21 protein-coding genes are annotated in these 25,910 nt (G+C 74.2%); 8 read left to right on the top strand and 13 right to left on the bottom strand.

Annotated features, from left to right (window positions below; all coding sequences use genetic code 11):
* The first annotated feature begins 52 nt into the window (after positions 1 to 52).
* Genes ACSNOH_RS03380 through ACSNOH_RS03365 form a run of 4 tightly spaced genes read left to right on the top strand, consistent with a single transcriptional unit; the run spans position 53 to position 6,696 of the window.
* Positions 53 to 2,986, top strand: a complete 2,934-nt coding sequence (locus ACSNOH_RS03380; protein WP_436719659.1) for a SpoIIE family protein phosphatase — start codon at positions 53 to 55, stop codon at positions 2,984 to 2,986.
* A gap of 37 nt (positions 2,987 to 3,023) precedes the next feature.
* Positions 3,024 to 4,532 carry a sugar ABC transporter ATP-binding protein gene (locus ACSNOH_RS03375; protein ID WP_436719650.1) on the top strand — a complete coding sequence of 503 codons (1,509 nt, stop codon included), beginning with the start codon at positions 3,024 to 3,026 and terminating at the stop codon, positions 4,530 to 4,532.
* A 2-nt stretch (positions 4,533 to 4,534) separates the two neighbouring features.
* Positions 4,535 to 5,536: an ABC transporter permease gene (locus ACSNOH_RS03370; protein ID WP_436719658.1), complete on the top strand. Its 1,002-nt coding sequence runs from the start codon at positions 4,535 to 4,537 to the stop codon at positions 5,534 to 5,536.
* A gap of 32 nt (positions 5,537 to 5,568) precedes the next feature.
* On the top strand, positions 5,569 to 6,696 hold the full coding sequence (locus ACSNOH_RS03365) for a substrate-binding domain-containing protein (protein ID WP_436719657.1): 1,128 nt from the start codon (positions 5,569 to 5,571) through the stop codon (positions 6,694 to 6,696).
* 706 nt (positions 6,697 to 7,402) lie between these two features.
* Here ACSNOH_RS03365 and ACSNOH_RS03360 read toward each other — a convergent pair.
* The 6 genes from ACSNOH_RS03360 to ACSNOH_RS03335 all read right to left on the bottom strand — a co-directional run bounded on the left by ACSNOH_RS03360 (position 7,403) and on the right by ACSNOH_RS03335 (position 13,868).
* A complete protein-coding gene (locus ACSNOH_RS03360; RefSeq protein WP_436719649.1) occupies positions 7,403 to 8,254 on the bottom strand; it encodes a geranyl diphosphate 2-C-methyltransferase in 852 nt (283 codons plus the stop codon).
* A 23-nt stretch (positions 8,255 to 8,277) separates the two neighbouring features.
* Positions 8,278 to 9,447 carry a family 2 encapsulin nanocompartment cargo protein terpene cyclase gene (locus ACSNOH_RS03355; protein ID WP_436719648.1) on the bottom strand — a complete coding sequence of 390 codons (1,170 nt, stop codon included), beginning with the start codon at positions 9,445 to 9,447 and terminating at the stop codon, positions 8,278 to 8,280.
* Between the two features lie 43 nt (positions 9,448 to 9,490).
* Positions 9,491 to 10,918, bottom strand: coding sequence for a family 2B encapsulin nanocompartment shell protein (locus ACSNOH_RS03350; RefSeq protein ID WP_436719647.1), 1,428 nt, complete (start codon positions 10,916 to 10,918; stop codon positions 9,491 to 9,493).
* A 281-nt stretch (positions 10,919 to 11,199) separates the two neighbouring features.
* On the bottom strand, positions 11,200 to 12,135 hold the full coding sequence (locus tag ACSNOH_RS03345; RefSeq protein WP_436719646.1) for an AraC family transcriptional regulator: 936 nt from the start codon (positions 12,133 to 12,135) through the stop codon (positions 11,200 to 11,202).
* Positions 12,136 to 12,177: 42 nt separating this feature from the next.
* Positions 12,178 to 13,104 (bottom strand): NADP-dependent oxidoreductase, encoded by a 927-nt coding sequence (locus ACSNOH_RS03340; RefSeq protein ID WP_436719645.1) that lies wholly within the window; start codon positions 13,102 to 13,104, stop codon positions 12,178 to 12,180.
* 212 nt (positions 13,105 to 13,316) lie between these two features.
* Positions 13,317 to 13,868: an AAA family ATPase gene (locus ACSNOH_RS03335; RefSeq protein WP_436719644.1), complete on the bottom strand. Its 552-nt coding sequence runs from the start codon at positions 13,866 to 13,868 to the stop codon at positions 13,317 to 13,319.
* 205 nt (positions 13,869 to 14,073) lie between these two features.
* Here ACSNOH_RS03335 and ACSNOH_RS03330 point away from each other — a divergent pair, with 205 nt between their 5' ends.
* Positions 14,074 to 14,439: a DUF488 domain-containing protein gene (locus tag ACSNOH_RS03330; protein WP_436719643.1), complete on the top strand. Its 366-nt coding sequence runs from the start codon at positions 14,074 to 14,076 to the stop codon at positions 14,437 to 14,439.
* Positions 14,440 to 14,510: 71 nt separating this feature from the next.
* On the opposite strand, the gene ACSNOH_RS03325 is transcribed toward ACSNOH_RS03330, so the two are convergent.
* Genes ACSNOH_RS03325 through ACSNOH_RS03315 form a run of 3 tightly spaced genes read right to left on the bottom strand, consistent with a single transcriptional unit; the run spans position 14,511 to position 17,791 of the window.
* Entirely contained in the window at positions 14,511 to 15,623 is a 1,113-nt protein-coding gene (locus ACSNOH_RS03325; RefSeq protein ID WP_436719642.1) for a sensor histidine kinase, read from the bottom strand.
* The gene (locus tag ACSNOH_RS03320; RefSeq protein WP_436719641.1) at positions 15,616 to 16,428 is read right to left on the bottom strand and encodes a response regulator transcription factor; all 813 of its coding nucleotides are present in this window, start codon (positions 16,426 to 16,428) and stop codon (positions 15,616 to 15,618) included. Before ACSNOH_RS03320 ends, ACSNOH_RS03325 begins: the two co-directional genes overlap by 8 nt.
* A gap of 58 nt (positions 16,429 to 16,486) precedes the next feature.
* A complete protein-coding gene (locus ACSNOH_RS03315) occupies positions 16,487 to 17,791 on the bottom strand; it encodes an SGNH/GDSL hydrolase family protein (protein WP_436719640.1) in 1,305 nt (434 codons plus the stop codon).
* 213 nt (positions 17,792 to 18,004) lie between these two features.
* Between ACSNOH_RS03315 and ACSNOH_RS03310 the strand changes: the two genes are divergently transcribed.
* Entirely contained in the window at positions 18,005 to 19,450 is a 1,446-nt protein-coding gene (locus ACSNOH_RS03310; protein ID WP_436719639.1) for a glyceraldehyde-3-phosphate dehydrogenase, read from the top strand.
* A gap of 125 nt (positions 19,451 to 19,575) precedes the next feature.
* Here ACSNOH_RS03310 and ACSNOH_RS03305 read toward each other — a convergent pair whose 3' ends face one another.
* Positions 19,576 to 20,373, bottom strand: a complete 798-nt coding sequence (locus ACSNOH_RS03305) for an NAD(P)H-dependent oxidoreductase (protein WP_436719638.1) — start codon at positions 20,371 to 20,373, stop codon at positions 19,576 to 19,578.
* A 97-nt stretch (positions 20,374 to 20,470) separates the two neighbouring features.
* On the opposite strand from ACSNOH_RS03305, the gene ACSNOH_RS03300 reads away from it, so the two are divergent.
* Positions 20,471 to 21,418, top strand: coding sequence for a helix-turn-helix transcriptional regulator (locus ACSNOH_RS03300; RefSeq protein WP_436719637.1), 948 nt, complete (start codon positions 20,471 to 20,473; stop codon positions 21,416 to 21,418).
* Positions 21,419 to 21,442: 24 nt separating this feature from the next.
* On the opposite strand, the gene ACSNOH_RS03295 is transcribed toward ACSNOH_RS03300, so the two are convergent.
* On the bottom strand, positions 21,443 to 22,036 hold the full coding sequence (locus ACSNOH_RS03295; protein WP_436719636.1) for an HdeD family acid-resistance protein: 594 nt from the start codon (positions 22,034 to 22,036) through the stop codon (positions 21,443 to 21,445).
* Positions 22,037 to 22,392: 356 nt separating this feature from the next.
* On the opposite strand from ACSNOH_RS03295, the gene ACSNOH_RS03290 reads away from it, so the two are divergent.
* The gene (locus ACSNOH_RS03290; protein ID WP_436719635.1) at positions 22,393 to 23,127 is read left to right on the top strand and encodes a 2OG-Fe dioxygenase family protein; all 735 of its coding nucleotides are present in this window, start codon (positions 22,393 to 22,395) and stop codon (positions 23,125 to 23,127) included.
* A gap of 37 nt (positions 23,128 to 23,164) precedes the next feature.
* Here ACSNOH_RS03290 and ACSNOH_RS03285 read toward each other — a convergent pair whose 3' ends face one another.
* Together ACSNOH_RS03285 and ACSNOH_RS03280 are read right to left on the bottom strand one after the other, a co-directional pair.
* Positions 23,165 to 24,319: a carboxylate-amine ligase gene (locus ACSNOH_RS03285; RefSeq protein ID WP_436719634.1), complete on the bottom strand. Its 1,155-nt coding sequence runs from the start codon at positions 24,317 to 24,319 to the stop codon at positions 23,165 to 23,167.
* Positions 24,320 to 24,329: 10 nt separating this feature from the next.
* Positions 24,330 to 25,703, bottom strand: a complete 1,374-nt coding sequence (locus ACSNOH_RS03280; protein WP_436719633.1) for an MFS transporter — start codon at positions 25,701 to 25,703, stop codon at positions 24,330 to 24,332.
* Between the last annotated feature and the right edge of the window lie 207 nt (positions 25,704 to 25,910).

The raw sequence follows: 25,910 nt of genomic DNA, 5'->3' as shown, positions 1-25,910 counted from the left end.
TTCTAAAATGGAACATCAGTGCAGGGCGCCTACCGTACGGGAAGTGATCCGGATGGGGCTCGTGGCGGACGACTTCGGCCCCGCGCTCGCCCGCGAGCAGTTCTTCGCCGGCGCGCCGGTCGTGGACGCCGTACGCGGCCCGATCTTCGATTCGTGGCAGCGGAGCCGGTCGCTGGGCCTGTCCCCGGACGGCTGCGAGCTCCCGTTCGTACAGGACCTCGACTTCGACGGCCGTCTCGTCCGCGCGGCCACGCCCGTGCTGGACCGCCTGCAGGCCCGGTTCGCGGGCGGGAACATGAACGTGGCGCTGGCCGACGCGCGCGGGGCGGTGCTGCAGCGCCGCTTCGGCGACGCTTCCATGGTCCGGCGGCTGGCCCCGATCCAGAGCGTCCCCGGCTTCGTCTTCGCCGAGAAGTACGCCGGGACCAACGGCATCGGCCTGGCCCTCGCGGACCGGCGGCTGGTCAGCGTCTACGGCGCCGAGCACTTCGCCGAGCGCTCCCAGTCGAACGCGTGCGCGGCCATCCCCATCCGGGACCTGCTCAACGGCCGCATCGAGGGAGTGCTCTGCTTCGGCTTCCCCCGTACCGACGCCGACGCGTCGCTGGACATCGTGATCCGCAAGGCGGCCGGCGCCATCGAACAGCGGCTGCTGGAGCAGAGTTCGGCGCGCGAGCGCGCCCTGCTCCAGGCGTACCTCGACGCCAGGAGTCTCGCACCGGCCGGCGCCGGGGCCGTCGACGGCGGGCCGGAGGGGCCGGCCGCGGCCGCCCTGGACTGGCGGGACCGGATGATCCTGGAGGAGCGGGCCGCCGAGCTGATCGCCTCGGCCCAGCGGGCCGCCGTCGAGGTGCCGCTGCCCGGCGGCCGGCGCGTGACCCTGCTCAGCCGCCCGGTGACCACCGCCTCGGGAGTGGAGGGCGTCGTCGTCGAAGCGGTCCTCGCCGCACGGCATGAGCCCCTCGCCGTCGCCACCGCCTCCCCCACGGAAGCCGTCCCGGAGAGCGGGGAGAGCAGGACCACGGCCGTCTCCCCCGCCGCGACCGCAGCCGTCGCGCCGCCCGGTCTCCTGGCCGAGCAGGCCCTCGCCCGCTTCACCCCGCTCCCCGGCCGTACGCCCGTCACCGCACCCGCCGGCCCCGCCGCGACGGCCCGCGCGCCGGGCCCGGCGGGGCCCCGCGACGGCGGGCGCTCCCCCGGCGGCACGCCCGGCGGCCTGCTGCTGGTCGGCGAGCCGGGCGTGGGCAAGCACGCCGTGGCGGCGCGGCGCCGCCTGGAGCTGCTGTCCGAGGCCAGCACCCGGATCGGCACGACCCTGGACGTGACCCGCACCGCCCGCGAGCTCGCCGAGATGGCCGTCCCGCGCCTGGCCGACTTCGTCACCATCGACCTCTGCGAGGAGGTCCTGCGCGGCGACGAGCCGGCCGAACCCACCCGGAACCTGCAGCGCACCGTGGTGCACGGCTTCCGCGGGGACTGCCCCTTCTACCCCGCCGGCGAGCGGGTCGAGCTGCAGCCGACCACGCCCCAGCTCCGCTGCCTGACCAGCGGGCGGACCGTACTGGAGCCCGACCTGAGGGACGCCCCGGGCTGGGTCCGCCAGGACCCCGCGGCCGCCCAGCGCATCCTCGCCCACAACGTCCACTCCCTCATCGCCGTGCCGCTGCTCGCCCGCGGCGTCGCCCTGGGCATCGCGAGCTTCTACCGCGCCCGCGACCCCGCCCCGTTCGGGGACGACGACCGCTCGCTGGCCCAGGAGCTCGCCACGCGGGCCGCCCTGTGCATCGACAACGCCCGCCGCTACACGCGCGAGCACGCGATGGTGCTCGCCCTGCAGCACAGCCTGCTGCCGCACGGCTTCCCCGAGCAGAACGCCGTGGAGGTCGCGCACCGCTACCTGCCCGCCGAGTCCGGCGTCGGCGGCGACTGGTTCGACGTCATCCCCCTCTCCGGCACCCGCGTCGCCCTCGTGGTCGGCGACGTCGTCGGCCACGGGCTGCACGCCGCCGCCACCATGGGCCGGCTGCGCACCGCCGCGCGCACCTTCGCCGAGCTGGACCTGCCCGCGGACGAGGTCCTCACCCACCTCGACAACCTGGTCGGGCGCCTCGACCGCGAGGAGGGCGGCGGCGACCCGGGCGCCGGCATCCCCGGCATCATCGGCGCGACCTGCCTGTACGTCATCTACGACCCCACCACGCAGGAGTGCGCCATGGCCCGGGCCGGGCACCCGCCGCCCGCGCTGGTGCTCCCCGACGGCGCCGTCACCTTCCCCGAGCTGCCCGCCGGGCCGCCGCTGGGGCTCGGCGGCCTCCCCTTCGAGACGGCGCAGTTCCTGCTCCCGGAAGGCAGCAGCCTGGTTCTCTACACCGACGGGCTGATCGAGGACCGCCGGCGGGACTTCGACACGGCCCTGGAGGACCTGCGCCGGGCGCTGTCGCACCCCGACCGCCCGCCCGAGGACACCTGCCGGGCTGTCATGGAAACCGTGGCACCCGGCCGGCCCGACGACGACATCGCCCTGCTCGTCGCCCGCACCCACGTCCTGGACCGCGACCGGATCGCCGCCTGGGACCTGCCCGCCGACCCGGCGCTGGTCTGCTCCGTCCGCGCCGCCGTCACCCGCCGGCTGGCCGAGTGGGGGCTGGAAGAGACCGCCTACGCCGCCGAGCTGCTGCTCAGCGAGCTGGTCACCAACGCGATCCGGTACGGCTCCGGTCCCGTCCGGGTGCGCCTGCTCTACGACCGCGCGCTGACCTGCGAGGTCGCCGACACCAGCAGCACCTCCCCGCACCTGCGCCATGCGGCGGCCACCGACGAGGGCGGCCGCGGGCTGTTCCTCGTCGCGCAGCTCTCCCAGGCCTGGGGGACCCGCTACACCCCGGAGGGGAAGGTCATCTGGGCGGAGTGCGCGCTGGAGGTGCCGGGCGGCAAGGCGGGCCCCGCCGCGCTGCGGATCGACCTCGACGACATCCCCGCCATCTGACGGCCCATCCGGGATACGGGGCGAAAGGGGCCGTAGCATGACGAACGTGCGGAACTCCCAGCCCCTCGTCCGCATCCGCGGTCTCGGCAAGCGGTTCGGCGGCACGCTCGCGCTCGACGCCGTCGACCTCGACATCGGCCGCGGCAGCGTCCTGGCCCTCCTCGGCGCCAACGGCGCGGGGAAGTCCACGCTCATCAAGGTGCTCGCGGGCGTCCACCGCGCGGACGCGGGCGAGGTGACCGTCGCCGGGCACCCGCTCGGCACCGAAGCGGCCTCCCGCGCCATGTCGTTCATCCACCAGGACCTCGGACTGGTCGGGTGGATGACGGTCGCCGAGAACATCGCGCTGGGCACCGGATACGCCCGCCGCGCGGGCCTGATCTCCTGGCGGCGCACCCGCCGGCAGGGCGCCGGGGCCCTGGGCGTCGTCGCCGCCCACCTCGGCCCGGACGACGTCGTCTCCGGCCTCTCCCGCGCCGAGCGCTCCCTGGTGGCCATCGCCCGCGCCCTGTGCACCCGGGCGGAGCTGATCGTCCTGGACGAGCCGACCGCGAGCCTCCCGGCGGCCGACTGCGCCCGGCTCTTCGGCGTCCTGCACGCCCTGCGCGACCGCGGCCACGCGATCGTCTTCGTCACCCACCGGATCGACGAGGTGTTCAAGGTCGCCGACGCCTTCGCCGTGCTGCGCGACGGACGCGTCGTCAGCCAGGGGCCGGTCGCTGGATACGCCCCGGCCCGCCTCGTGCAGGACATCGTCGGCCACGAACCGCGCGGCTACGCCTTCACCGCCCCCGCCTCCGGGCCGCCCGTCCTCAGCCTGGACCGGGTGCGGACCGAAGCCGGCGGGCCGGTCAGCCTGGAGCTGCGCGCCGGCGAGATCCTCGGCATGGCCGGCCTCACCGGCGCCGGGCACATGGAGCTGGGCCGGGCCCTCGCCGGAGCCCGTCCCCTGCTCGGCGGGCGCGCCCTGCTCGACGGCAGGCCCTACCGGCCCGGCACGGTCACCGCCGCGGTGGACGCCGGCGTCGGCTTCGTGACGAGCAACCGGCTGGAGGAGGGCTGCGCGGCCGAGCTGACCGTACGGGAGAACTTCCTGGCCAACCCGCGGGCCGGCGGGCTGCGCAGCGCCCACTGGATCAGCCCGTGGCGCGAGCGCGCCCAGGCCGGCCTGCTCATGGAGCGGTTCGCCGTGCGCCCCCGGGACAGCGAGGTGCCGATCGCCACCCTCTCCGGGGGCAACCAGCAGAAGGTCATGATCGGCCGCTGGCTGGGGCCGGAGCGCAGCCTGCTGATCCTGGAGGAGCCGACCGCCGGGGTGGACGTCGGCGCCAAGGCGGCCGTCTACCACCTGCTGCAGCACGCGCTGGCCGAAGGCCTCGCCGTGCTGCTCGTCTCCACCGACTTCGAGGAGGTCGCCGCCGTGTGCCACCGCGCCCTGGTGTTCGTCCGCGGGAACCCGGCCGCGGAGCTGAGCGGCGAAGCCCTCACCGTCACCGCGCTCACCCACGCGGCCTCGGCCACGGCCCCCCTCACCGGGACGCCGTGACGATGCCGCCCCCGCCCCCTCACGCGCTCCGGCACCGGGTCGGGCACCTCGTCGGCGCGTACGGCCTCCCGGCCCTCACCGTCCTGCTGTTCCTGGCCTTCTCCCTCGCCCTGCCGGACACGTTCCCCACCCTGGACAACATCTCCGCCGTCCTGTCCAACCAGTCGGTCCCCGCCGTGCTCGCGCTGGGCGCGACGATCCCCATCGCCACCGGCAAGTTCGACCTGTCCATCGGCTACGGCCTCGGGCTCGCGCACGTCGTGACGATGCGGCTCCTCGTCACCGGCCACTGGCCCTGGCCCGCCGCCTGCCTCCTGGTCGTCCTCGGCGGGGCCGCCGTCGGCGCCCTCAACGGCGCCGTCGTCGTCTTCGCGCGGATCGACTCCTTCATCGCCACGCTCGGCACCGGCAGCATCATGTACGCCCTGACCGGCTGGATCACCGGCGGGGCCCGGATCGTCCCCGGCCCCGGCGGCCTGCCGGCCGGCTTCACCGCGCTCTACGACTCCCGGTTCCTCGGCCTGCCGGTCTCCGCCTTCTACGTACTCGCCCTCACCGCCGTCCTGTGGCTGCTGCTGGAGCGGCTGCCGCTGGGCCGGTACCTGTACGTCATCGGCTCCAACCCGCGCGCCGCCGAGCTGGTGGGCATCCCCACGCGGCGTCATGTCACCGGCGCCTTCACCGCGTCCGGCCTGGTCACCGGCATCGCCGGGGTCCTGCTCGCCGCGCAGCAGCAGACCGGCAACCCCAGCGTCGGCATGGACTACCTGCTGCCCGCGTTCGTCGGGGCGCTGCTCGGCTCCACCGCGATCCGGCCCGGCCGCGCCAACGCCCTCGGCACGCTCGTCGCCGTCACGGTCCTGGCCGTCGGCCTCGCCGGCATCGGCCAGCTCGGCGCCCCGTTCTGGGTCACGCCCCTGTTCAACGGCGCCACCCTGCTCATCGCCGTCGGCCTGGCCGGCTACGCCGCGCGCCGGCAGCTGCGCCACCGGGCCGTCCCGTGAACCGTGCGGCCGTTGCGGTGAGCGCGGCCCTCATGGCCGTCGCCGTGCTCACCGCCGGTTGCGAGCGCGGCTCGTCGGCCGGCCCCGCCCCGTCTCCGGCCACGCCTGCGAGGAACGGCTGCCCTTCCGTCCTGGCCAGGGCGGAGGCGGCCGTCCGGCGGGCCGAGCGGACCGACGCCGCGTGGAACGGCCCCGTCACCGGGCCCCGGGCTGTTCCCGGCAAGAGCGTCGCCCTCGTCGCGCAGTCCATGACCAACCCCGGGGTGGCGGGGGTCGCCGGCGGGGTGCAGGAGGCGGCGCGGGCCATCGGCTGGCGCGTCCGGGTGATCGACGGCCAGGGCACACCGGCGGGCATCCAGGCGGCGTTCGGCCAGGCCATCGCCCTGCACCCCGCCGGCATCGTCGTCGCCGGCTTCGACCCGCACCTGACGTCGCAGCAGGTCGCCCGGGCGGGAGCGGCGCACATCCCGCTCATCGGCTGGCACGCGGTCGGCTCCCCCGGTCCGAGCAGGGATCCCGCGCTGTTCACCAACGTCACCACGGAGGTCGGCGACGTCGCGCGGATCAGCGCGGACTGGGTCATCGCGCACGCGCACGGCTCCGCCGGGGTCGTCGTCTTCACCGACGCCTCGATCCCCTTCGCCCGGCACAAGTCCGGCCTGATCACGAAGGAGCTCGGCACCTGTGCGGGCGTGCGGGTCCTGGCGGAGGAGAACATCCCGCTGCCGGACACGAGCAGCCGGACGCCCCAGGAGGTCTCCTCGCTCCTCTCCCGCTTCCCCCGGGCGTGGACCCACTCCGTCGCCATCAACGACGTGTACTTCGCCGACGCCGCACCGGCCCTCCGGGCGGCCCGCAGGAAGGGCGCCGGCGCGCCCTTCAACATCGGCGCGGGCGACGGCGACCCCTCGGCCTTCCAGCGCATCAACAGCCGGCAGTTCCAGGCGGCGACGGTGCCGGAGGCGCTCTCCGAGCAGGGGTGGCAGATCGTCGACGAGTTCAACCGCGCCTTCGCCGGCGCGCCCGCCAGCGGGTACGTGGCCCCCGTACACATCGCCACCGCCGCCAACACGGGCGGCGCCGCCTCCTGGGACCCACCGGGCTACCGCGCGGCGTACCGGAGAATCTGGGGTGCGCACGACTCTCCGCCGCGGCGGTGACCAGCCGAGACGACGCTCTCCGGCGGCGCCGGACCGGCCCGAGCACGTACGGCACCGCCGGAAACCACCGCGGGGGTTGCCCGCCGCCGCGGCGGGTTCAAGGGCGCAGACGCCCTTGAACCTCAGCCCGGGGGCACTCGCGCCGACGACGCGACCGCGTCGGCCAGACGCGAGGCCAGCAGAGGGCCCGCCCGCCCTTCAATCCGCCGCAACGGCGACCAGCCGAGACGACGGTCCCCGGCGGTGCCGGACCGGCCCGAGCGCGTACGGCACCGCCGGAAACCACCGCGGGGGTTGCCCGCCGCCGCGGCGGATACAAGGGCGCAGACGCCCTTGAACCTGCGCCGGGGGCACTCGCGCCGACGACGCGACCGCGTCGGCCAGACGCGAGGCCAGCAGAGGGCCCGCCCGCCCTTGAATCCGCCGCGACGGCGACCAGCCGAGACGACGCTCTCCGGCGGTGCCGGAGCGGCCTGAGCACGTACGGCACCGCCGGGAACCGCCGCGGGGGTTGCCCGCCGCCGCGGCGGATACAAGGGCGCAGACGCCCTTGAACCTCCGCCCGGGGGCACTCCCGCGCCGGTCAGATGCGGGCGCGCCCGCCCCTCCGCCGCAACGGCGGCCCCCGGCGGTGCCGGAACGGCCCGAGCGCGTACGGCACCGCCGGGAACCGCCGCGGCGGATACAAGGCGCCCGGGCGTGGTGGTCAGATGCGGTCGGCCGCGATCAGGAGGTAGTGGAAGCTGCCCTCCTTGTACGCGGTCAGGAACGGCTCCTCGACGCCCGTCGCCAGCGACGACCGGGCCCGCAGCTCCCAGTACGGGATCGCCGCGGTCGTCAGGTCGACGACGTTGATGGGCACGAGACCGCTGGCCGCCATGGCCTTGAAGTACGCGCTGCGCGGGTGGATGTTGCACGTGTAGTGCTCGTCGATGCGGCTGACCGCCTTGGAGCGGCCGCCCGTGACGTCGTTGGAGCAGCCGGTGATGACGACGTAGCGGCCGCCGAAGGCCAGCTGCCGGGCGTGCTCGGCGAAGAGCTCGAACAGGTCCACGTACATGGTGGACTCGTTGTTCCAGATGCCCTGGAAGGCGCCGGTGGGCAGACCGGTGTCCAGCATGTTGGCGAAGTGGTAGCGGACCTTGTCGTCCACTCCGCGCTTGCGGGCCTGCTCGTTGGCGAAGTCGACCTGGGCCTGGGAGATGGAGACGCCGTCGGTGCGGCAGCCGAAGCGGGCGTTGGCCATGATGCTGGTGCCGCCGCGGCCGCAGCCGGCGTCGAGCAGGCGGTGCCCGGGGGCGATGGGGCCGAGGTGGTCGAGGAGGACGTCGGCCTGGGCCGACTCCAGCCGGTGGAGCTCCTCGGTGATGCGCGCGTCGCGGCCGGCCTCGGGACCCTCCAGGACGGAGGGGTCGTAGTCGCCGAGCCCGTAGTGGTGGTGGTAGAGCCCGTCGACGTCGCCCAGCTGCAGGTTGACGGGGTCCTTCTCGTTGTTCCAGTACTCGGCGACGGCCTTCTGGTAGGCGGTGCGCAGCACGGGGGCGGGGGCGGTGGTCATGGACGTGCTCCTTAAGGACTTGTTCAGGCGTGGTGGTAGCGAGGGCTGCCGCTGTGCCACGCGCGGTTGCCGCCGAGCCAGGCCCACACTCCCGCGAGGAAGCGGCGCAGCTGCGGCGAGCCGGTGAGGGCGAGGGCCGCGGCCTCGGCCTCGTAGGTGCGCACGAGCTCGTCGTGGATCCCGGCGCTGCGCTCGATCGCCTCGCGGGGCGAGCACCGCTCCTGTTCGGCGATCACGGTCGGCAGGTTGAACTCGACGCCGGCGGCGTGGTGTTCCTTGGTCATCGAGTACAGGTCGTTGACGAGGGTGGCGGCGGTGGCCGCCATGGTCACGGCGCGGCGCACGCGCGGCTCGGCGTACTCGGCCGCGGGGAGCGTGTAGCCGCCGACCGCGTCGGTCAGCGCGATGCAGGGCAGGAAGCTGTTGATCTGACGGTGTGCCAGGTATTCGGGGACGGTGGGCAGGTGTTCCCGCGAGCGCCAGGAGCCCTCCTGCCCGTAGCCGACGAAGAGGACGGCCACCTCGTGGCGGAGCCGGGCCAGCTGGGAGGGTTCCGCGTACCGGGCGAGGTGCGCGAACGCGGAGCGCAGGGCGGCCCGTACGGGGTCCGCGCGCATCTCCCGCTCCCAGGCGATCGCGTAGCGGGCGGGCAGGTGCGCGGGGTCGAGGGCCGCGTAGGCGGGGCCCAGGTGCGAGCCGAGGAGCTCGGGTCCGGCCCCGTCGTCGCAGTAGTAGTCGTCGGTGGCCCACTCGGCGAGCGCGCACTTGGCCGCCGCGAGCAGCCGGTCCGGGTCGTCGGTGTCGGGGTGGGCCAGCATCATCAGGCGCCCGAAGTCAGCGGCGCGCACGCGGTCGAGCCGCCCGGCGTAGATGCCGGTCTCGCCGGCCCAGGCCAGCAGCCGGTCGTTGACTTCCCGGCCGAGGGCCGGGTCGTCGCGGAGCGCGGGCGGGCAGTACAGCTCGGGGACGCCGGAGGCGGCGGGCGAGGACGGGGCCGCGGCCGGCCGCCGGGGCGCGACGCGGGCCGCGGAGGTGCCGAGGCCGGTCGGCCCGGTGAGCGGGCCCGCCGGCCCGGCGGGCGGGCGGAGGGCCCGGGGCGCGGCCGGGACGCCCTGGTGGGCAAGGAGCGCCGCCGCGAGCCGCGCCGCGTCGTGACGGGCCGCGGGGGCGGTGAGCCGGGACAGCAGTGACACCGGTTCTTCTCTCTGTTCCGGGGGTGGCGGTCGGCGGTGCCCGTCAGGACGGGGCGTGGAAGACCTCGGCGTTCTCGAGGACGCCGAGCGCGTCGGGCACGAGGACGGCCGCCGAGTAGTACGTGCTGACCAGGTAGGAGATGAGGGCCTGGTCGTTGATGCCCATGAACCGCACGTTCAGGCCGGGCTCGTACTCGTCGGGGATGCCGGTCTGCCGCAGGCCGACCACGCCCTCCTCGGCCTCGCCCAGGCGCATGGCGAGGATGGAGGAGGTGCCCTCCTCCGAGACGGGGATCTTCCCGCAGGGAAGGATCGGCACGCCGCGCCAGGCGGGCACGGCGTGGCCGCCCACGTCGGCGCTGTCGAAGGACAGGCCGCGCTTGTTGCACTCGCGGGCGAAGGCGGAGATCGCCCGGGGGTGGGCGAAGAACGCCTTGGTGCCGCGCCGCATGCTCAGCAGCTCGTCCATGTCGTCGGGCGTGGGCGGGCCGGAGTGGGTGGAGATGCGCTGGCTGTGGTCGGCGTTGTGCAGCAGGCCGAACTCGGGGTTGTTGACCAGCTCGGACTCCTGGCGCTCGCGCAGCGCCTCGATGGTCAGCCGCAGCTGCTGCTCGATCTGGTCCATCGGGTCGTTGTAGAGGTCGGCGACCCGGCTGTGCACCCGCAGGATCGTCTGCGCCACGCTCAGCTCGTACTCCCGCGGGGAGAGCTCGTAGTCGACGAAGGTGCCCGGCAGCACCGGCTCGCCGGTGTGGCCGGAGGCGAGGGCGATGTCCGCCTCGCCCTTCTTGTTCTGCGGGCGGGCCTTCTCCTCCTGGCGCCGGCGGACGTGGGCGCGCAGCCGCTCGTTGCGGCCCGCCACCTCCTCGTACGCGGCCCGGGACAGGACCAGGACGGTGCACGCCGTCAGCGCGCGGGCCGTGAACTCCCAGGTGCCCGGGGCCTCCGCGACGGCCTGCCCGCCGAAGAACCCGCCGTCGGCGAGCACGCCGCGCCGGATCTCCTCGCCGTACTTGCCGGTGGCGGCCTTCTCGACCTTGCCGCGCGCTATCAGGTAGACGTGGCCGACCGGATCGCCCTGCTCGGCGATCAGCTCGCCGGGCTCGTACTCCTCCTGCCGGCACCGCTCGGCCAGCGCCCGCAGCGCCCCGGCGTCCTCGAAGCCGCGGAGGAGCGGCAGTTCGCCGAGCTCGGCCGGGACGACCTTGACCGCGGTCCCTTCCTGGACGAACGTGACCCGGCCGTCGCCGACCTCGTAGACCAGGCGCCGGTTGACGCGGTACGTGCCGCCCTTGACCTCCACCCAGGGCAGGGTGCGCAGGAGCCACCGCGAGCTGACGCCCTGCATCTGCGGGGCGGTCTTGGTGGTGGTCGCCAGGTTCCGCGCAGCGGCGATGCCCAGGCTGAGCTGTGCCCGGCCCGCCTGCTGCTCGGGGTGCTGCGGCTGCTGCCGGTGCGCTGCGGTCGGCATCCCGGTCCCTTCCGTCTGGTCCGTCTGGGGGCGTACGTCAAGAAGGAGCTCCTGAAGTAGCCCGTCCGGGCTACGGAGCTCCGCCGCGCAAGTGAAGCAGCGCGTCATGATGTTGGTCGAAACGACCGGGGCCGCAGCGGCGGTTTTGCGCCATCGCACGGGAAGGGGCCGGCACGGGCCGATGCCGGGCCCGTGGCGGGAAGAGGGCGGGCGGAGGGCGCTGTGCCGCGATGCGAGGGCGCGACCGAGGTGGCTGGTAGTGGCCCGTCAGGCGGCGGGGCTCAGGCGGCGCGTGAGGCGCGGCGGTAGCCGCCGGGGGCCTGGCCGTACTCGCGCTTGAACGCCTTGGCGAAGGCGTACTCGGAGCCGTATCCGGTGCGCGCCGCGACGGTCGTCAGCGGGGCGTCGGACTCGCGCAGCAGCCTGGCGGCCGTGGTCATGCGCCAGCGGGTCAGATAGGCCATGGGCGGTTCGCCGACGAGGGCGGTGAACCGCCGCGCGAAGGCCGCGCGGGACAGGCCCGCCCGGCCGGCCAGCGACTCGACCGTCCACGGGGCCGCCGGGTCACCGTGCACGGCGGCGAGGGCCGGCGCCACCGCCGGGTCGCCGAGGGCGGCGGCCCAGCCCTTGGCCGCCGTCTGCGGCTGGTCCTCGATCCAGGCGCGCAGGATGTAGAGGAGCAGCGAGTCGATCAGGGCGGGGACGATGCCCGCCGATCCGATGCGGGGGTTCTCCAGCTCCGAGCCGAGGAGTTGGACGGCGGCGCACAGCTCGGCGTGGCGGCCGTGCCGGGTGGGCAGGTGGATGATCTCGGGGAGTTGGCGCACCAGGGGGTGCGGGCGCCCCTGGTCGAGGTGGTAGTGCCCGCACAGGAGGCTGGTGCCGGGGCCGTCGCCGCCGATCGTGACCGTGCCGAGGGGCGCGCCCAGGCTGAACTCCGCGGGCCGGGCCTCCTGGGGCGGCGTCGAGGGGTGGTCGGCGAGGACGTGCCCGCGCCCGTCGCGCAGGAAGACCACGTCCCCCGGGCTGAGGGCGATCGGCCGCAGGTGCGGCTCGTCCCCCTCGGGGACGAGCCAGCAGGTGCCGTACAGCACCACGTGGAAGCCGGCGCCGGCGACCGGGGAGAGGCGCAGACCCCAGGGCGCGCGGCCCTGGGTGCGCACGGACCTGGGCAGGCCGGTCCTCATCGAGCTCAGCGCCTCGGTCAGGATGTCCACGCCGTCCCCCTCTTCCTCCCCGGTCTTCCGGGGTTCTTGCCGTCAGTCCACGGTCAGGACGATCTTGCCCTGGGTCCGGCCCGACGCGATCCGCCGGTGGGCCTCGGCGGCCTCGGCGAGCGGGAACATCTCGGCGACGTGGGGGCGGATGCGGCCGGCGTCCACGAGCGCGGCGATCGCTTCCAGCGAGGCGTAGTCCGGCTCGACGGCGATGCCGGCGAAGCGGCGGCCCGCGGCCTCGATCCGGGCGGCGAGTTCCTGGTCCCCGTGCTCCATGATGCTGACGAGCGTGCCGCCGGGGCGCAGGACGTCGAGAGCGCGCACGCCCTCGGAGGAGGAGTCGAAGACGACGTCGGCGTCCTTGACGGCCTCGGTGTAGTCGGTGGTCCGGTAGTCGATGACCTCGTCGGCGCCCAGGCTGCGGACGAAGTCGTGCTTGGGGGCGCTCGCCAGGGCGGTCACGTGGGCGCCGCGGGCCTTGGCGATCTGGACGGCGAGGTGCCCGACGCCGCCTGCCGCGCGGTGGATCAGCACCCGCTGCCCCTCGCCGAGCCGGGCGGCGTCCACGAGGCCCTGCCAGGCGGTGAGTGCGGCGAGCGGGAGGGCGGCGGAGTGCACGTGGTCGAGGGTGGCGGGCTTGCGGGCCACCTGGCGGGAGGGCACGGCGACGTACTCCGCGTAGGCCGTGGCGGCGCGCGGGAAGAACGGCATGCCGTACACCTCGTCCCCCGGCCTGAAGCGGGCCCCGGGGCCGGCCTCCTCGACGACACCGGAGACGTCCCAGCCGACGCCGAAGGGCGGCTCGCCGAGCAGCGGGTAGGCACCGGACCGCACGCCGACGTCCACCGGGTTGACGGCGGCGGCACGGACGCGGACGAGGACTTCCCCCGGGAGGGGGACGGGGCGGTCGACCTCGGCGACCTCAAGGACCTCGGGGCCTCCGAAGGACTTCTGGATGACGGCGCGCATGGTGGTTCTCTCCCTGGTGGTGTGGGTTGCGCGCTCAACATTAGGAAGATCGGATGAGCTGATGAATATCCCTGAGTCTCTGTGAGATGTCCGATCGTCTTGCGGGGCGGGATGGTGGGCTGGTGAGGATGGCGGACTGGTGAGGACGGCGGGCCGAGCGCACTGCCGGCGGGGACCGGTCCGGCGGATCAGCCCGTGAGGCCGTCGTTCCGTCAGCCCTCCGCGAGGACGGCGTCGATCGTCTGCTCCACCGTCATCGCGGAGGTGTCCAGCCACGTCCCCCGGCCGCCGAGCTCGGTGCGCAGCGCCGTGTCCAGGAACGACCAGTCGTCCGCCAGGACCTTGTCCCGCCCGGCGAGCCGCCGGGCGACGGCCTGCGGCGACGGGGCGAGGACGATCAGGCGCAGCGGCAGGTCCTTCAGGTGCTCCAGGTAGAAGTCGAGGTGGGCGCGGCGGACGACGACGTCGTCGATGACCGGGACGACGCCGGCGGCGTGGAAGCTGCGTGCCAGCACCGCCGCGTTGCGGGCCCTCAGCAGCAGCTGACGGTCGGCTTCGCGGTCCTGCTCCGGCGAGGGCAGGCGGCCTCCCGCGACGATCAGCTCCTGGAGGTGGTCGCCCTCGATGTGCGCGCCGAAGGCGAACCGGCGGGCGAGCCCCGCCGACACGGAACTCTTCCCGGATCCCGGGATGCCGATGACGAGATAGGCGGCGGAGGCCGGTGCGGTGTCGACGTCCTGGCCCACGAACGAGGCTTCCGGCATGCGTCTCTCACTCCTTGTCGCGTCGTCGGGCAACGGTCCCGGTCCTCGGAGCTGATCATTCACCCGATGCGGCGGGCGGGCAAAGGAATTGCCCACATCGCCCGCATCGCCCGCAAGGAATTGCCGGCACATCGGCATGCCGGTCCGGGTGCGCTCCGGCGCCGCTCCGGGTGCGTCCGGGCCGCCCGGCGCCGAGGATGGGCTCATGACGCGTTCACGGCGGGTGCGGGTGCGGAGGATCTACGATCCGGCCGAGGAGGCGGACGGCAGCCGGGTGCTCGTCGACCGCATCTGGCCGCGCGGCCTGAGCAAAGAGACGGCCGCGCTGGACGAGTGGTGCAAGGATGTCGCGCCCTCCACCGGGCTGCGCAAGTGGTACGGCCACGACCCCGGCCTCTTCGAGGAGTTCGCCCGCCGCTACCGCACCGAACTGCGCGACGAACCCCACGCGGCGGCCGTCCGGCACCTGCGGGAACTGTCCCTCCACGGCACGCTCACCCTGCTGACCGCGACGAAGGACCGCGACATCAGCGCGGCGGCCGTCCTGCGGGAGGTACTGACCGGGAGCTGACCCGGAGCCGGACCTGAGCCGACCCTGAGCTGCCGGCCGGCCCGGCAGCTCCAGGTCCCGGCTGCCGGCGCCTACGCCACCGGCAGGACCACCTCGAACCGGCAGCCGTCGCCCGCGTTGCACACCGTCGCCCGTCCCGCGTGGGCCTCGGCGATGCCGCGCACGATCGCCAGGCCCAGACCCGCGCCCGCGGGCGGCGTACGGGCTTCGGAGCCCCGCCAGCCCGTGTCGAAGACGCGGGGCAGGTCCTCCTCGGGGATGCCGCCGCACGCGTCGGTGACGGACAGGACGACCGTGCCCGCCGCCTCCTCGTGCCGCGCCGCGACCGCGACAGTGCCGCCGGCGGGGGTGTGCCGGATGGCGTTGACGAGGAGGTTGCCCAAGGCCCGGGACATCTGCCGGCCGTCGACCTCGACGGGCACGCCGCCCACCCGCTCCCCGGCCAGCCGGACGCCGAGCTCGCGGGCCAGCGGCCCGGCCCCGGCGAGCGCGTCCTCCAGCAGGTCGTCGACGGACATCCGGCTCGGGCTCAGGGACAGCGCGCCCGCGTGGATCCGGGAGAGCTCGAAGAGGTCGCCCACCATCGCGTTGAGCCGGTCGGTCTCCGTGCGGATCTGCCGGTGGTAGCGCGCCGGGTCCTCGGCGACGCCGTCCTCCAGGGCCTCCGCCATGGCGCGCAGCCCCGCCAGCGGGGTGCGCAGGTCGTGCGAGATCCAGGCGACGAGTTCCCGGCGCGAGGCGTCGAGGGCGCGCTCCCGCTCCCGGGACCGCTCCAGCTTCGCGCTCGTGGCGGCCAGCTCCCGGCCGAGCGCCGCGAGTTCGGCCGTGGCGTTGCCGGCCGGGGCCGCGAAGCTGCCGCTGCGGCCGAAGTCCCGGGCGGCCCGGGTCAGGGCATTGCTGCGGGCCACGACCCAGCGGCCGAGCAGCAGCGCGGTGGCGAGGGAGACCACGGCGGCCATGGCGCACACCGTCGTCACGACGGTCAGGTCGTGCGAGGACAGGAACATCGCCCGGGCCACGCTCAGCGTGCCGGCCAGCATGGCCGTCACCGGCACGGCGGCCACCACCGTCAGGGACACGGCCACGGAGCGGTGGCGCAGCAGCCGCAGGGCGAGCGCTCCGGCCGCTCCGGCCGCGGCCGCTCCGGCGAGGGCGTAGAGGGCGATGAGCACGATGTCACGCATCGGGGCCGCCCCCGGCGCCGGTGGCGGTGCCGTCTGCGGCATCGGTGCCGGTGCCGTCTCCCGCGCCGGTGGCGGCGCCGGCACCTGCATCGGCACCTGCATCGGCATCGGCGTCAAAGCGGTAGCCCACGCCCCACACCGTCCGGATGAGGCGCGGCCGGGCAGGGTCGTCCTCGATCTTGGCGCGTAGCCGGCGGACGTGCACGGTCACGGTGGACAGGTCGCCGAACTCCCACCCCCACACCTTCTGCATCAGCTCTTCGCGTCCGCAGGCGCGTCCCGGGTGCCGCAGCAGGAAGGCGAGGAGGTCGAATTCGCGGAGGGTGAGGGCGAGCGCCGCCCCGTCCTTGGTGGCCTGCCGCGCCACCGGGTCCAGGACGATCCCGGCGGCCCGCAGCTCCGGCGCGGGCGCCGCCGGCGCTCCGGCCCGGGACCGGCGCAGGACGGCCTCCGCGCGCAGCACCAGCTCCCGCGAGCTGAAGGGCTTGGTGACGTAGTCGTCGGCTCCGACCTCCAGCCCGAGGATGCGGTCCTCCTCGTCGCCCCGCGCCGTCAGCATGATCACCGGTACGGGGCCTCCGGCCCGCAGCCTGCGGCAGACTTCCAGGCCGTCCATGCCCGGCAGCATCAGGTCGAGCAGCACGAGGTCCGGGCAGACGGCGGCGGCCAGCTCCAGCGCCGCCGGGCCGTCGGCTGCCCGGTCGACCGCGAAACCGGCCCGGACGAGGTAGCCGGAGACGACCTCGGAGACGGTCGGGTCGTCGTCGACGACGAGGACACGGGCGGCGGGGGGTTCGTTGTGCATGCCCCCAAGCCTCGCACCGGTGGGAAGGCCGCGCCGGGGCGGCCCGCAGCGCCGGAGGTCACAGCCGGCCGAGGTCCACGGCTTCGGCCAGGGCCCGGTAGCCCGCGCTGTTGAGGTGGATGCCGTCGGCGAAGGCGAACTCCTTCCTGATGGCCGGGCCGTCGGCCACCGCGCGGTCGGCGTCCACGACGCCGTCGTAGGCGCCGCTGGTGCGTATCCACTGGTTGACCTCGTTGCGCACGCGCTCGCCGCGCTCCGTCCAGTGCGCGTAGCCCCGGTACGGCGGGATGGTCACGCCGAGGACCCGGACGCCGCGTGCGCGGGCCTCACGGATCAGCTGCCGGAGGCCGTCCGTGATCTCCCCGGCGGTGACCTTCGGGGCGGGCGTCGTGCAGCGGCCGGGGTCGTCGGGCTGGGTGATGTCGTTGGTGCCCTCCAGGAGGATGACCGTGCCCGTGTCGGTGCGGTCGAGGGCATCGCGCCGGAAGCGGGCCAGGGCGCTCTCGCCGAAACAGACGGAGTCGTTGAGGATCTTGTTGCCGCCGATGCCTGCGTTGACGACGGTGCGCGGGCTGCCGGCCGCGGCAAGCCGCTCGGCCAGCACGTCGGGGTAGCGGTTGTCGGCGCCGGGGTCCGAGCCGTAGCCGTCGGTGACCCCGAAGGCGACGACGGTGTTGCCCCGGCCGTGCGGCCTGCTGTGCGGGCCGCCCTGCACGTCCACCCCGGCCAGGTAGTACCAGGACCGGCTCGGCGGGTCGGTGAAGGCAGCCCCGGAGACATCCGCGCTGTGATCCCCGGCGGCCCGGTACGAGCTGGTCAGGGCGAGGTTGTGGAACGTGGCCGGGCCGCTCGGGGCCCGGAAGTACAAGGTGACGGCGAGCTTCTCGAAGGCCTTGACGGGAAGGGCCGCCGGATCGCTCACCAGCTCCCCGCCGGCCGGGACCGCCGCGGTGCCCGCGCCTGCGAAGCGCAGCGGGCGCACCGTCCCGGGCCGCAGCGCCGCTTCCCCGTCCGACAGGCCGACGGTGGCGCCGGCCAGCCGCAGCGGGGTCTTGCCGTAGGCATTGGAGAGCCGTATGCGCACTGCGCTTCCCGCGGCGCCGGCCCGGATCACCTGGCGCACGGTCCGGTCCTCGAAACCCGCCTCCGACCAGTTGGGATACCAGTCGGTGTGTCCGGGGGCCTGGGGAGCGGCCGCCCAGGCGGCGGTCCACGGCCGCTGCTGCTCCCGGTCCGGGACCGGGGCGCCGTGAGCTGCCCGGGCCGCGGGGGCTGCGGGCGCCGCGGGGGCCGCCGAAGCGGTCAGGGCGAGCAGGGCCGCCGCCAGGGGAACGGCGACGCGTGCGAGGGACTTCTCGGTCATCGGGCGGTACCTTCCGTGCCTTCCGTCGAATGCTGTTACCTCTATGACTCGCGGCGCGGAGGAAATGTGACGAGCGGCATCACAACGCTCCCTGACGCAGGCGGACGGCGTGCGCGCGAAGCCGCCCCGGCACCTCCCGGCGGCACCCCTTGAACGATCAAAATCAGGTGGGGTTAGCATGTGAGCGCTGCCTAGCTCGAAAGAGAAAAGCCTGTGACTGTCAACGACGACTCGTTCACTGACTGGAAGAACCGCGAGGAGATCGCGGAGTCGATGATCCCGATCATCGGGAAGCTGCACCGCGAGCGGGACGTCACGGTCCTCCTCCACAGCCGCTCCCTGGTGAACAAGTCGGTGGTCAGCATCCTGAAGACCCACCGATTCGCCCGGCAGATAGCCGGCGAGGAGCTCTCGGTCACCGAGACGCTCCCGTTCCTGCAGGCTCTGACCGCGCTCGACCTCGGCCCTTCCCAGATCGACATCGGCATGCTCGCCGCCACCTACAAGGCCGACGACCGCGGCCTGCCGGTGGCGGAATTCACCGCCGAGGCCGTCGCCGGCGCCACGGGCGCGAACAAGACCGAGCGCTGTGAGGGCCGCGACGTCGTCCTCTACGGCTTCGGCCGCATCGGCCGCCTCGTGGCCCGGCTCCTCATCGAGAAGGCGGGCTCGGGCAACGGCCTGCGGCTGCGCGCCATCGTCGTCCGCCAGGGCGGCGAGCAGGACATCGTCAAGCGCGCCTCGCTGCTGCGGCGCGACTCGATCCACGGCCAGTTCCAGGGCACGATCACCGTCGACGAGGCGAACAGCACGATCGTCGCCAACGGCAACGCCATCAAGGTGATCTACGCCAACGACCCGTCCGAGGTCGACTACACGGCGTACGGCATCCGGGACGCCATCCTCATCGACAACACGGGCAAGTGGCGCGACCGCGAGGGCCTGTCCAAGCACCTGCGCCCCGGCATCGACAAGGTCGTCCTGACCGCGCCGGGCAAGGGCGACGTCCCCAACATCGTGCACGGCGTCAACCACGACATGATCAAGCCGGACGAGCGGATCCTGTCCTGCGCCTCCTGCACCACCAACGCGATCGTCCCGCCGCTGAAGGCCATGGACGACGAGTACGGCGTGCTGCGCGGCCACGTGGAGACCGTCCACTCGTTCACCAACGACCAGAACCTGCTGGACAACTACCACAAGGCCGACCGCCGCGGCCGCTCCGCGCCGCTCAACATGGTCATCACGGAGACCGGCGCCGCCTCGGCCGTCGCCAAGGCCCTGCCCGGCCTCAAGGCGCCGATCACCGGCAGCTCGATCCGCGTCCCGGTGCCGGACGTCTCGATCGCGATCCTCAGCCTGCGGCTCGGGCGCGAGACCAGCCGCGAGGAGGTCCTCGACTATCTGCGCAACGTGTCGCTGACCTCGCCGCTCAAGCGCCAGATCGACTTCACCACCGCCCCCGACGCGGTCTCCAGCGACTTCATCGGCTCGCGCCACGCGTCGATCGTCGACGCCGGCGCCACGAAGGTCGACGGCGACAACGCGATCCTCTACCTGTGGTACGACAACGAGTTCGGCTACTCGTGCCAGGTCATCCGCGTCGTCCAGCACGTCTCCGGCGTGGAGTACCCGACCTTCCCGGCGCCGGTCGCCTGATCCGGTCGCCTGACCGGGTTCTCCGGCCCGGTCCCCGGTCCGGCCCTCGGTCCGGTCCGTTCAAGCCGCGGCGCGGCCGTCACCCCTCGGCGGGGCGGCGGCCGCGTCCGCGTGCGGGCCGGTGCTCACGGGCGCGGGCGGGAGTGGAGCGCCAGACCGCTCGCCCCCGGCGTCTCCTTCCCCGGCAGCAGGCGCATGTCGTGGTCGTAGTCGCCTCCGGTCAGCGTGCGGAAGGGCACCGGCGCGTCGGTGAAGAGCCCGTCGAGCCGTCGTGCGTACGCGCGTTGCGCCGCCTCGGCCCGCTCCGCCGGCAGCTCGTTCGCGTCGTACACCACAAACGGATCCACCGGCGCCATGCCGGTGAACCAGAACAGCCCGTGCTGGAGCGGGTAGAGAACGTCGGCGAGCTCCCCGTGGATGCCGCGGTCGGAGAACGACGTCTCCCTCGCGCCGGCCGTCACCGACACCAGCGCCCGGCGGCCTCCCAGGATGCCCTCGCTGTAAGGCGGCGGCACGGAGAGCCCGTAGCCGAACCCGGCGGTGAACACGCGGTCGATCCAGCCCTTGAGGATCGCGGGCGCCGAGAACCACCACATGGGGAACTGCAGGATCACCGCGTCCGCCCACCGCACCTTCTCCTGCTCCGCGGCGACGTCCGGCGTCAGCCGTCCGGCCAGAGTGGCCTGTTCCGAGGCGGCCATCACGGCCAGCCGCCGGTCACCGGGGTGGTCGGGGAAGTCGTCGGCGTCCACCGTCGCCTTCCACTTCATCGCGTACAGGTCGGAGACCTGCACCTCGTGACCCGCGGCACGCAGGTGGCCGGCCGCGAAGGCGGTGAGCGACGCGTTGAGCGAGCGGGGATCGGGGTGGGCACTGACGATGAGGACGTTCTTCTTCTGCTGCTGCGGTGTGGTTCCGTTCATGACGCCACGTTCTCCCGGACGCCACGGGGCAGCCAGAACCCTCTTCAACCGGAGGACCGCTGATCCTGGTACTGGCAGGGCCACTCATACTGTCGGCATGCGCGACATGCAGGACATGCACCACGTAGAACAGGGCACCGGCGGCGACCCGGCCGGTACCGGCCCGGCCGGCACCAGCAGCATCGACGGTGTCGGTGACGCGCGGCGCGCGCTCGGAAGCTTCCTCCGTGCCCGCCGCGGCCGCGTCTCGCCCGAGGAGGCCGGGCTCCCCGGCGGACGCCGCCGGCGCGTACAAGGGCTGCGGCGCGAGGAACTGGCCCAGCTGGCCGGCATCAGCGTCGACTACTACGTGCGCCTCGAACAGGGCCGGGCCACCCAGCCCTCCCCCGAAGTGCTCGACGCCCTCGCGACGGCGCTCGGCCTCGGAGCGGCGGAGCGACGGCACCTCACCACCCTCGCGTGCGCCCCGGCGACCCCCGCTCCCGGGACGCGGGTCGACCCCGCCCTGCTGCGCATCGTGGACGCGATGGCCGGCCTGCCGGTCTTCGTCACCACCCACCGCCTGGACGCCGTGGCCTGGAACCACCTGGGCTCCGAGCTCGCAGGCGGCCTCGCCGACCCCGGCCGGCGGAACCGCAACCAGGCCGCGTACCTCTTCCTCGACCCCGCCGCACGGGACCTCTTCCCCGAATGGGAGGACAGGGCGGTGGAGGCCGTGGGCCAGCTGCGGGTCGCCGCGGGCCGTTACCCCGGCGACGGCGAACTGACCTCCCTGGTGACCGGGCTGTCCGCGCGCAGCGCCGACTTCCGGCGCATCTGGGCCACGGGCGAGGTCGTGATGTGCGCGGCGGGCCGCAAGCGGGTCCGCCACCCGCGGGCCGGGCTGCTCAGCCTCGACTACCAGACGCTGCACGTGCCCGCCGCGCCCGGCGAGACGGGGCTGGTGATGCACGTCTTCACACCGGAGGCGGACAGCCCGGACGCGGCGGCGCTCGCACGGCTGGCCGCGGAGGCGGCGCACGTGCCGGAACTGCAGCCGGAATAGCGACTGCGGTCTCAACGGCCGCCTTCAGTGCTGCGGATGGAGGTGCCACCGGTCGCCGCGGCCGCCCCGGTGCGCGCCGCGCTCGGTGAGCTTCCCGAGACGGGTGCGCAGGCCGATGCCGTGCCCGACCTCGATCACGCCCATGACGATCAGCAAGATGCCGACGACCAGGGTCAGGACGGCGATCGACGCGAAGGGCGAGGTGATCACCACGATCCCGGCCAGCACGCTGACGATGCCGAGGAAGGCCTGCCAGCCACGGGCGGGGAGCGCCGGGGCGGACAGGGCCACGCCCGTCAGCATCACACCGCGCAGCAGCCAGCCGAAGCCGATCCACAGCGCGAGCAGGAGCAGCGACTGCGCGGGCCCCCGGAAGGCCACCAGCCCCAGCAGCACGCAGATGCCGCCGCTGACGAACCCCAGGACGCGCATGTGCCCGGGTATGTGGGTGCCGAAGGCCCCCGCCAGCTGGAAGACGCCCATGGCCAGCAGATAGATGCCGAAGAGCACGCCGACCACCGTCAGACTCGCCCCCGGCCAGGCCAGTACGACGGCTCCGAGGGCGACCGAGGCCACGCCCGCACTGACCATCACCTGCCAGCCGGCGTCGGCCAGCATGCTCAGACCGGCGGGGATGTCGGTGGGGATCCCGGCGTGCGGTTCACCGGCGGCCTCATGGACCTCGTGAGTCTCATGGACTTCGTGAGCCTGACGGCCCTGACCGGCTTGACGGGACGCGTTGGATTCATGGGATTCATGGGAGGAAAAACTCATGGCGCTTGCCTCTCGCCCCCGCGCATGAATTCGCCCGACTGCTCCCCCACCCATCAGGCTGGCACAGTTTCCGCGAGGGCAACAACGCAGGCCCCGGAGCCCTGCCGCGCCAAGGACGGGCCGGTGGTCACGTGACCCGGACCGGTCCGTCCGCGCGGCGTTCGGATGCGGCGGGCGGGCGGTCGGCGGAACATGAAGACGTGGTGACCCGGAGGACGACACGCGCGGAACCGGCGGTCGACGCGGCCCGGCGGGCCCTGGCGTCGGCCGGGGCCCATCCCATGCCGCCGGACGAGGTCTCGGCGTGCCTCGGTGCCGGCGCGGCGGACTGGGCGAGGTTCGCCGCCCACTGGGACGACCTGGTGGCCGATCCGTACGCGGCGGAGAACGGCACGTGCCGCCTGCGCCGCTACGGGATCTTCACCCTGGCCCGGGACGGGCGCCTGACCGCCCGGCCGAACGACGCGTTCGTCCAGCCGGAGGCCAGCAACCCGATGTACGTCGGGGTGGACCGGCACTTCGAGCCGCTGACCGGCGCCTGCGCCGCCGATCCCCTGCTGGCGTCCCTGATCGGGCTCCTGGGGCGGGTCGCCGCGCACCTGGAGGACCGCGACGAGTGGGTCGTGCAGGTGCACCCGTTCCGGGTGATCGCCTCGGCCGGGCGGACCGGGCAGCCCACCCCGGAGGGCCGCCACCGCGACGGCGTCACGCTGGTCTCCTCGCTGCTGATCGGCCGCGAGAACGCCACCGGCGGCGACAGCTCGGTGTACGACGCGGACGGTGCGCACCTGCTGACGACGACGCTGAGCGAGCCGGGCAGCCTGCTGCTCGGTGACGACCGGCGCACCCTGCACGAGGTCTCACCGATCCGCCCGCTCGATCCGGCACGGCACGCCCGCCGGGACGTCCTCGTGACGACGCTCCTGCCGCGCTGAACCGGCACGGGCGGCCGCCGCCTCGTGCGCAGCGCGCTCACCGGTCCGGGCACGTCTCCCGTACCAGGCCGTCCACCACCGCGCTCAGCCGCCCCTCGGCGGCCATCCGTGCGCGCTGACGCTCGGCGCCCGGGCCGCGCGAGGCGAGGCGGTCCAGGAAGGCCGTGACCTCGTCCTCGTCGCCGTACGCGCGCAGTGCGGGGCGTACGTGGCCGACGAGCTTCTGCGCCTGCACGGCGTACGGCAGCACGCGACCGGTGAGCGGGTCCGCGCCGTGGCCCGGCCAGCCGTCCCGCGCGGCGCGCCAGTAGGCGGCGCGCAGCAGCTCCGCGCCCGTGCGGGGGCCGGGGTCGCCGGCGGCCGCGCGCGAGGCCGCCGTCGCGACGAGGGCCCGGATGAGCAGGGTGAGCGCCACGGTGTCGGCCACGTCGGGCAGGACGTCCATGGCACGCACTTCCAGGGTGGGCAGGTGCGGGTTCGGCCGCACGTCCCAGAACGGCATGCCGGGGTCCAGCATGGCCTCGGTCGCGGCCATCGCGGTGGCGAGGCGTTCGTGTTCGGCCAGGGAGGCGGCGTACGGCGGCGGGCCCAGGCAGGGGAAACGGCTGCGGATCACCGCGCGCCAGCCGGCGTAGCCGGTGTCCCGGCCGCGGTGGTACGGCGAGTTCGCGCTCATGGCCACCAGCAGCGGCAGCCAGGGCCGCAGGTGATTGCAGGTCAGCACGGCCGTCTCCCGGTCGGGCAGGTGCACGTGCGCGTGGAAGGCGCACACGGCGAAGTCGTCGAGCATGCTGCGGTACTGCAGCACTCCGGCGCGGTAGCGGGGGTGGTCGCTGATGTACGTGAGCGTGCTGTCACCGCTTCTGTCCCCGGATACGTCTGCGTCTGCGTCTGCGATGACCGGTGTTCCGGACGCGCACAGGCGCAGGCCTTCGGCTCGCGCCGCGTCCGCCAGGGCCGTCCGGACCCGGCACAGCTCCGCGCGGAGTTCCCGCGCGCCGGAGCAGGGCTGCGTCCTGCCCTCGACCTGGAATTCCGTGAACTCCCCGGCGACGTCTTCGCCCAGCGCTGCCGAGGCCCGCGCGACCACCCGCGCGCTGGCCGGCACCACGGCGCGGCTGCCGGGGTGGACGAGGAAGTACTCCTCCTCCACTCCGACCGTGGGCGGCTCCTCGGGACGGCAGGGGTTCACCGCTTCAGGATCACGCGCCCGCGCCGGATTGTCGCTCCACGGCGGCGGTGTGTGCGGTTGCGTTCGCCGGCCCGGTCGGGCCGTCCGTGCCTGCTTCCGGGGCCGGCAGGCGCAGGAACGCCGTCAGGAAGGCGCTGGCGAGGTAGAGGGCGGCGAACACCCACATGAGTCCTTCGACGCCCAGGGGGCCGAGGAGGAGACCCACGAGGGCGGGGCCGAGGAAGGTGCTGGCGCCCGCGCCGAGGTTCAGGGCCGACATCGCCTGGCCCTTGTGGTCGGGTGCCAGGGACGGCATCAGGGCGGACAGCGGCACGTATCCGGCGAGCGTGGCGCCGAAGAGGCTCACCAGCACCACGGCCACGGGAAAGTCGTCACCGGCCGCGACGGTGCCGTAGTACAGCAGCAGGGTGGTCACCGCGCAGCCGGCGCCGCCGCACCAGGCGACGGTGCGCTGCCAGCCGATGCGGTCGCCGACCACGCCGAAGATCAGGTTGAAGAAGATGTTGGTGGCGAACATCGCGGAGAGCAGGCGCAGCCACTCGCTGAGCGTGAAGCCGAGCGTCTCGGTGAAGAACACCGGCAGGAAGACCAGGAAGCCGAACTGGGGCGCGGTGTTGATGGCCCGTACGACCGCGCCCGCACCGATGCGGGGCCTGCGCCACATGATGGCGAGCGAGCCGAGGAGGGTGGCGACGGGGCGTTCGCCCTCGGGGGCCAGGCGCCGGCGGCCGGTGGGCTCGCGGACGAGCAGCAGGGCGAGGGCGCCGCCCGCCGCGACCAGCCCGAGGGCGAGCCAGAGCGTGGGGTAGGCGCCGATGCGCGGTACGGCGAGGCCGGCGACCAGGGAGCCGAGGGTGGGAAGGCCGCCGGTGAAGGCGAACCAGAACCAGCCGACCGCCGAGCCGAGCCGCTGCCGGGGCGTCACGGCCGTCACCCAGATGAGGAAGCCGTAGGCGAAGAGGGGGTAGCCCAGGCCCCGCAGGCCGTAGCCGGCCAGCAGGAGGGGGAAGTCGGTCGTGGGGAGGGCGAAGAGCAGCAGGACGGTCTGGAAAGCGAGCCAGATGCCGAGGCCGAGTGCCATGACGCGGCGCGGCCCCCACAGGTCGCACAGCGCGCCGGAGAACCAGGCGGCGATGCCGGCGGTCACGCCGTAGACGCTGAACAGCAGGGCCACTTGCTGCTCGGACAGGCCCTCGTCCAGCAGGTACGGCGAGAGGTAGCCGGACTCGACGCCGTCGCCGATCATGAAGACGAGGACGCCGAGGTAGCCCCAGGCGAGGGCCGGAGGGAGGCCGGCGCGGTCCAGCCGGTGTCTTCGGGGCGCGCGGCCGGCGCGGTCTGCGGCGCGGTCGGCCGACGATGCGGGGTCCATGACTGCGGTCACGGCAACCACCTCTTCCGGAGGCTGTGCGGAGTGGGAGGAGAGCGGCGCACGGGGGGTGGGCGTATCGGGGTGCGCCGCGACGAAGCGCCACGATGGAGCGGGGCGGTGCGGGCGTCAACGCGGTGACGCAAAGCCCCCGCGGCGGCTCCGGGCGGTGGCGTGAAATCGCTGCCGGGAGAGCAACACGCAGGCCTGGCCGGAGGCCGT

The sequence above is a fragment of the Streptomyces sp. URMC 127 genome (genome assembly GCF_051386535.1).
Taxonomy (GTDB): domain Bacteria; phylum Actinomycetota; class Actinomycetes; order Streptomycetales; family Streptomycetaceae; genus Streptomyces.
Note: the sequence above shows the minus strand (reverse complement) of the source record. Positions and strands in the feature narration are given on the sequence as shown.

Bases quoted from the DNA above. Each gene is read 5' to 3' on its own strand.
- ACSNOH_RS03380 (WP_436719659.1), top strand. From the start codon at position 53: ATGGGGCTCGTGGCGGACGACTTCGGCCCCGCGCTCGCCCGCGAGCAG.
- ACSNOH_RS03375 (WP_436719650.1), top strand. From the start codon at position 3,024: ATGACGAACGTGCGGAACTCCCAGCCCCTCGTCCGCATCCGCGGTCTC.
- ACSNOH_RS03370 (WP_436719658.1), top strand. From the start codon at position 4,535: ATGCCGCCCCCGCCCCCTCACGCGCTCCGGCACCGGGTCGGGCACCTC.
- ACSNOH_RS03365 (WP_436719657.1), top strand. From the start codon at position 5,569: ATGGCCGTCGCCGTGCTCACCGCCGGTTGCGAGCGCGGCTCGTCGGCC.
- ACSNOH_RS03360 (WP_436719649.1), bottom strand. From the start codon at position 8,254: ATGACCACCGCCCCCGCCCCCGTGCTGCGCACCGCCTACCAGAAGGCC.
- ACSNOH_RS03350 (WP_436719647.1), bottom strand. From the start codon at position 10,918: ATGCCGACCGCAGCGCACCGGCAGCAGCCGCAGCACCCCGAGCAGCAG.
- ACSNOH_RS03340 (WP_436719645.1), bottom strand. From the start codon at position 13,104: ATGCGCGCCGTCATCCAGAAGTCCTTCGGAGGCCCCGAGGTCCTTGAG.
- ACSNOH_RS03335 (WP_436719644.1), bottom strand. From the start codon at position 13,868: ATGCCGGAAGCCTCGTTCGTGGGCCAGGACGTCGACACCGCACCGGCC.
- ACSNOH_RS03330 (WP_436719643.1), top strand. From the start codon at position 14,074: ATGACGCGTTCACGGCGGGTGCGGGTGCGGAGGATCTACGATCCGGCC.
- ACSNOH_RS03325 (WP_436719642.1), bottom strand. From the start codon at position 15,623: ATGCGTGACATCGTGCTCATCGCCCTCTACGCCCTCGCCGGAGCGGCC.
- ACSNOH_RS03320 (WP_436719641.1), bottom strand. From the start codon at position 16,428: ATGCACAACGAACCCCCCGCCGCCCGTGTCCTCGTCGTCGACGACGAC.
- ACSNOH_RS03315 (WP_436719640.1), bottom strand. From the start codon at position 17,791: ATGACCGAGAAGTCCCTCGCACGCGTCGCCGTTCCCCTGGCGGCGGCC.
- ACSNOH_RS03305 (WP_436719638.1), bottom strand. From the start codon at position 20,373: ATGAACGGAACCACACCGCAGCAGCAGAAGAAGAACGTCCTCATCGTC.
- ACSNOH_RS03300 (WP_436719637.1), top strand. From the start codon at position 20,471: ATGCGCGACATGCAGGACATGCACCACGTAGAACAGGGCACCGGCGGC.
- ACSNOH_RS03295 (WP_436719636.1), bottom strand. From the start codon at position 22,036: ATGCTGGCCGACGCCGGCTGGCAGGTGATGGTCAGTGCGGGCGTGGCC.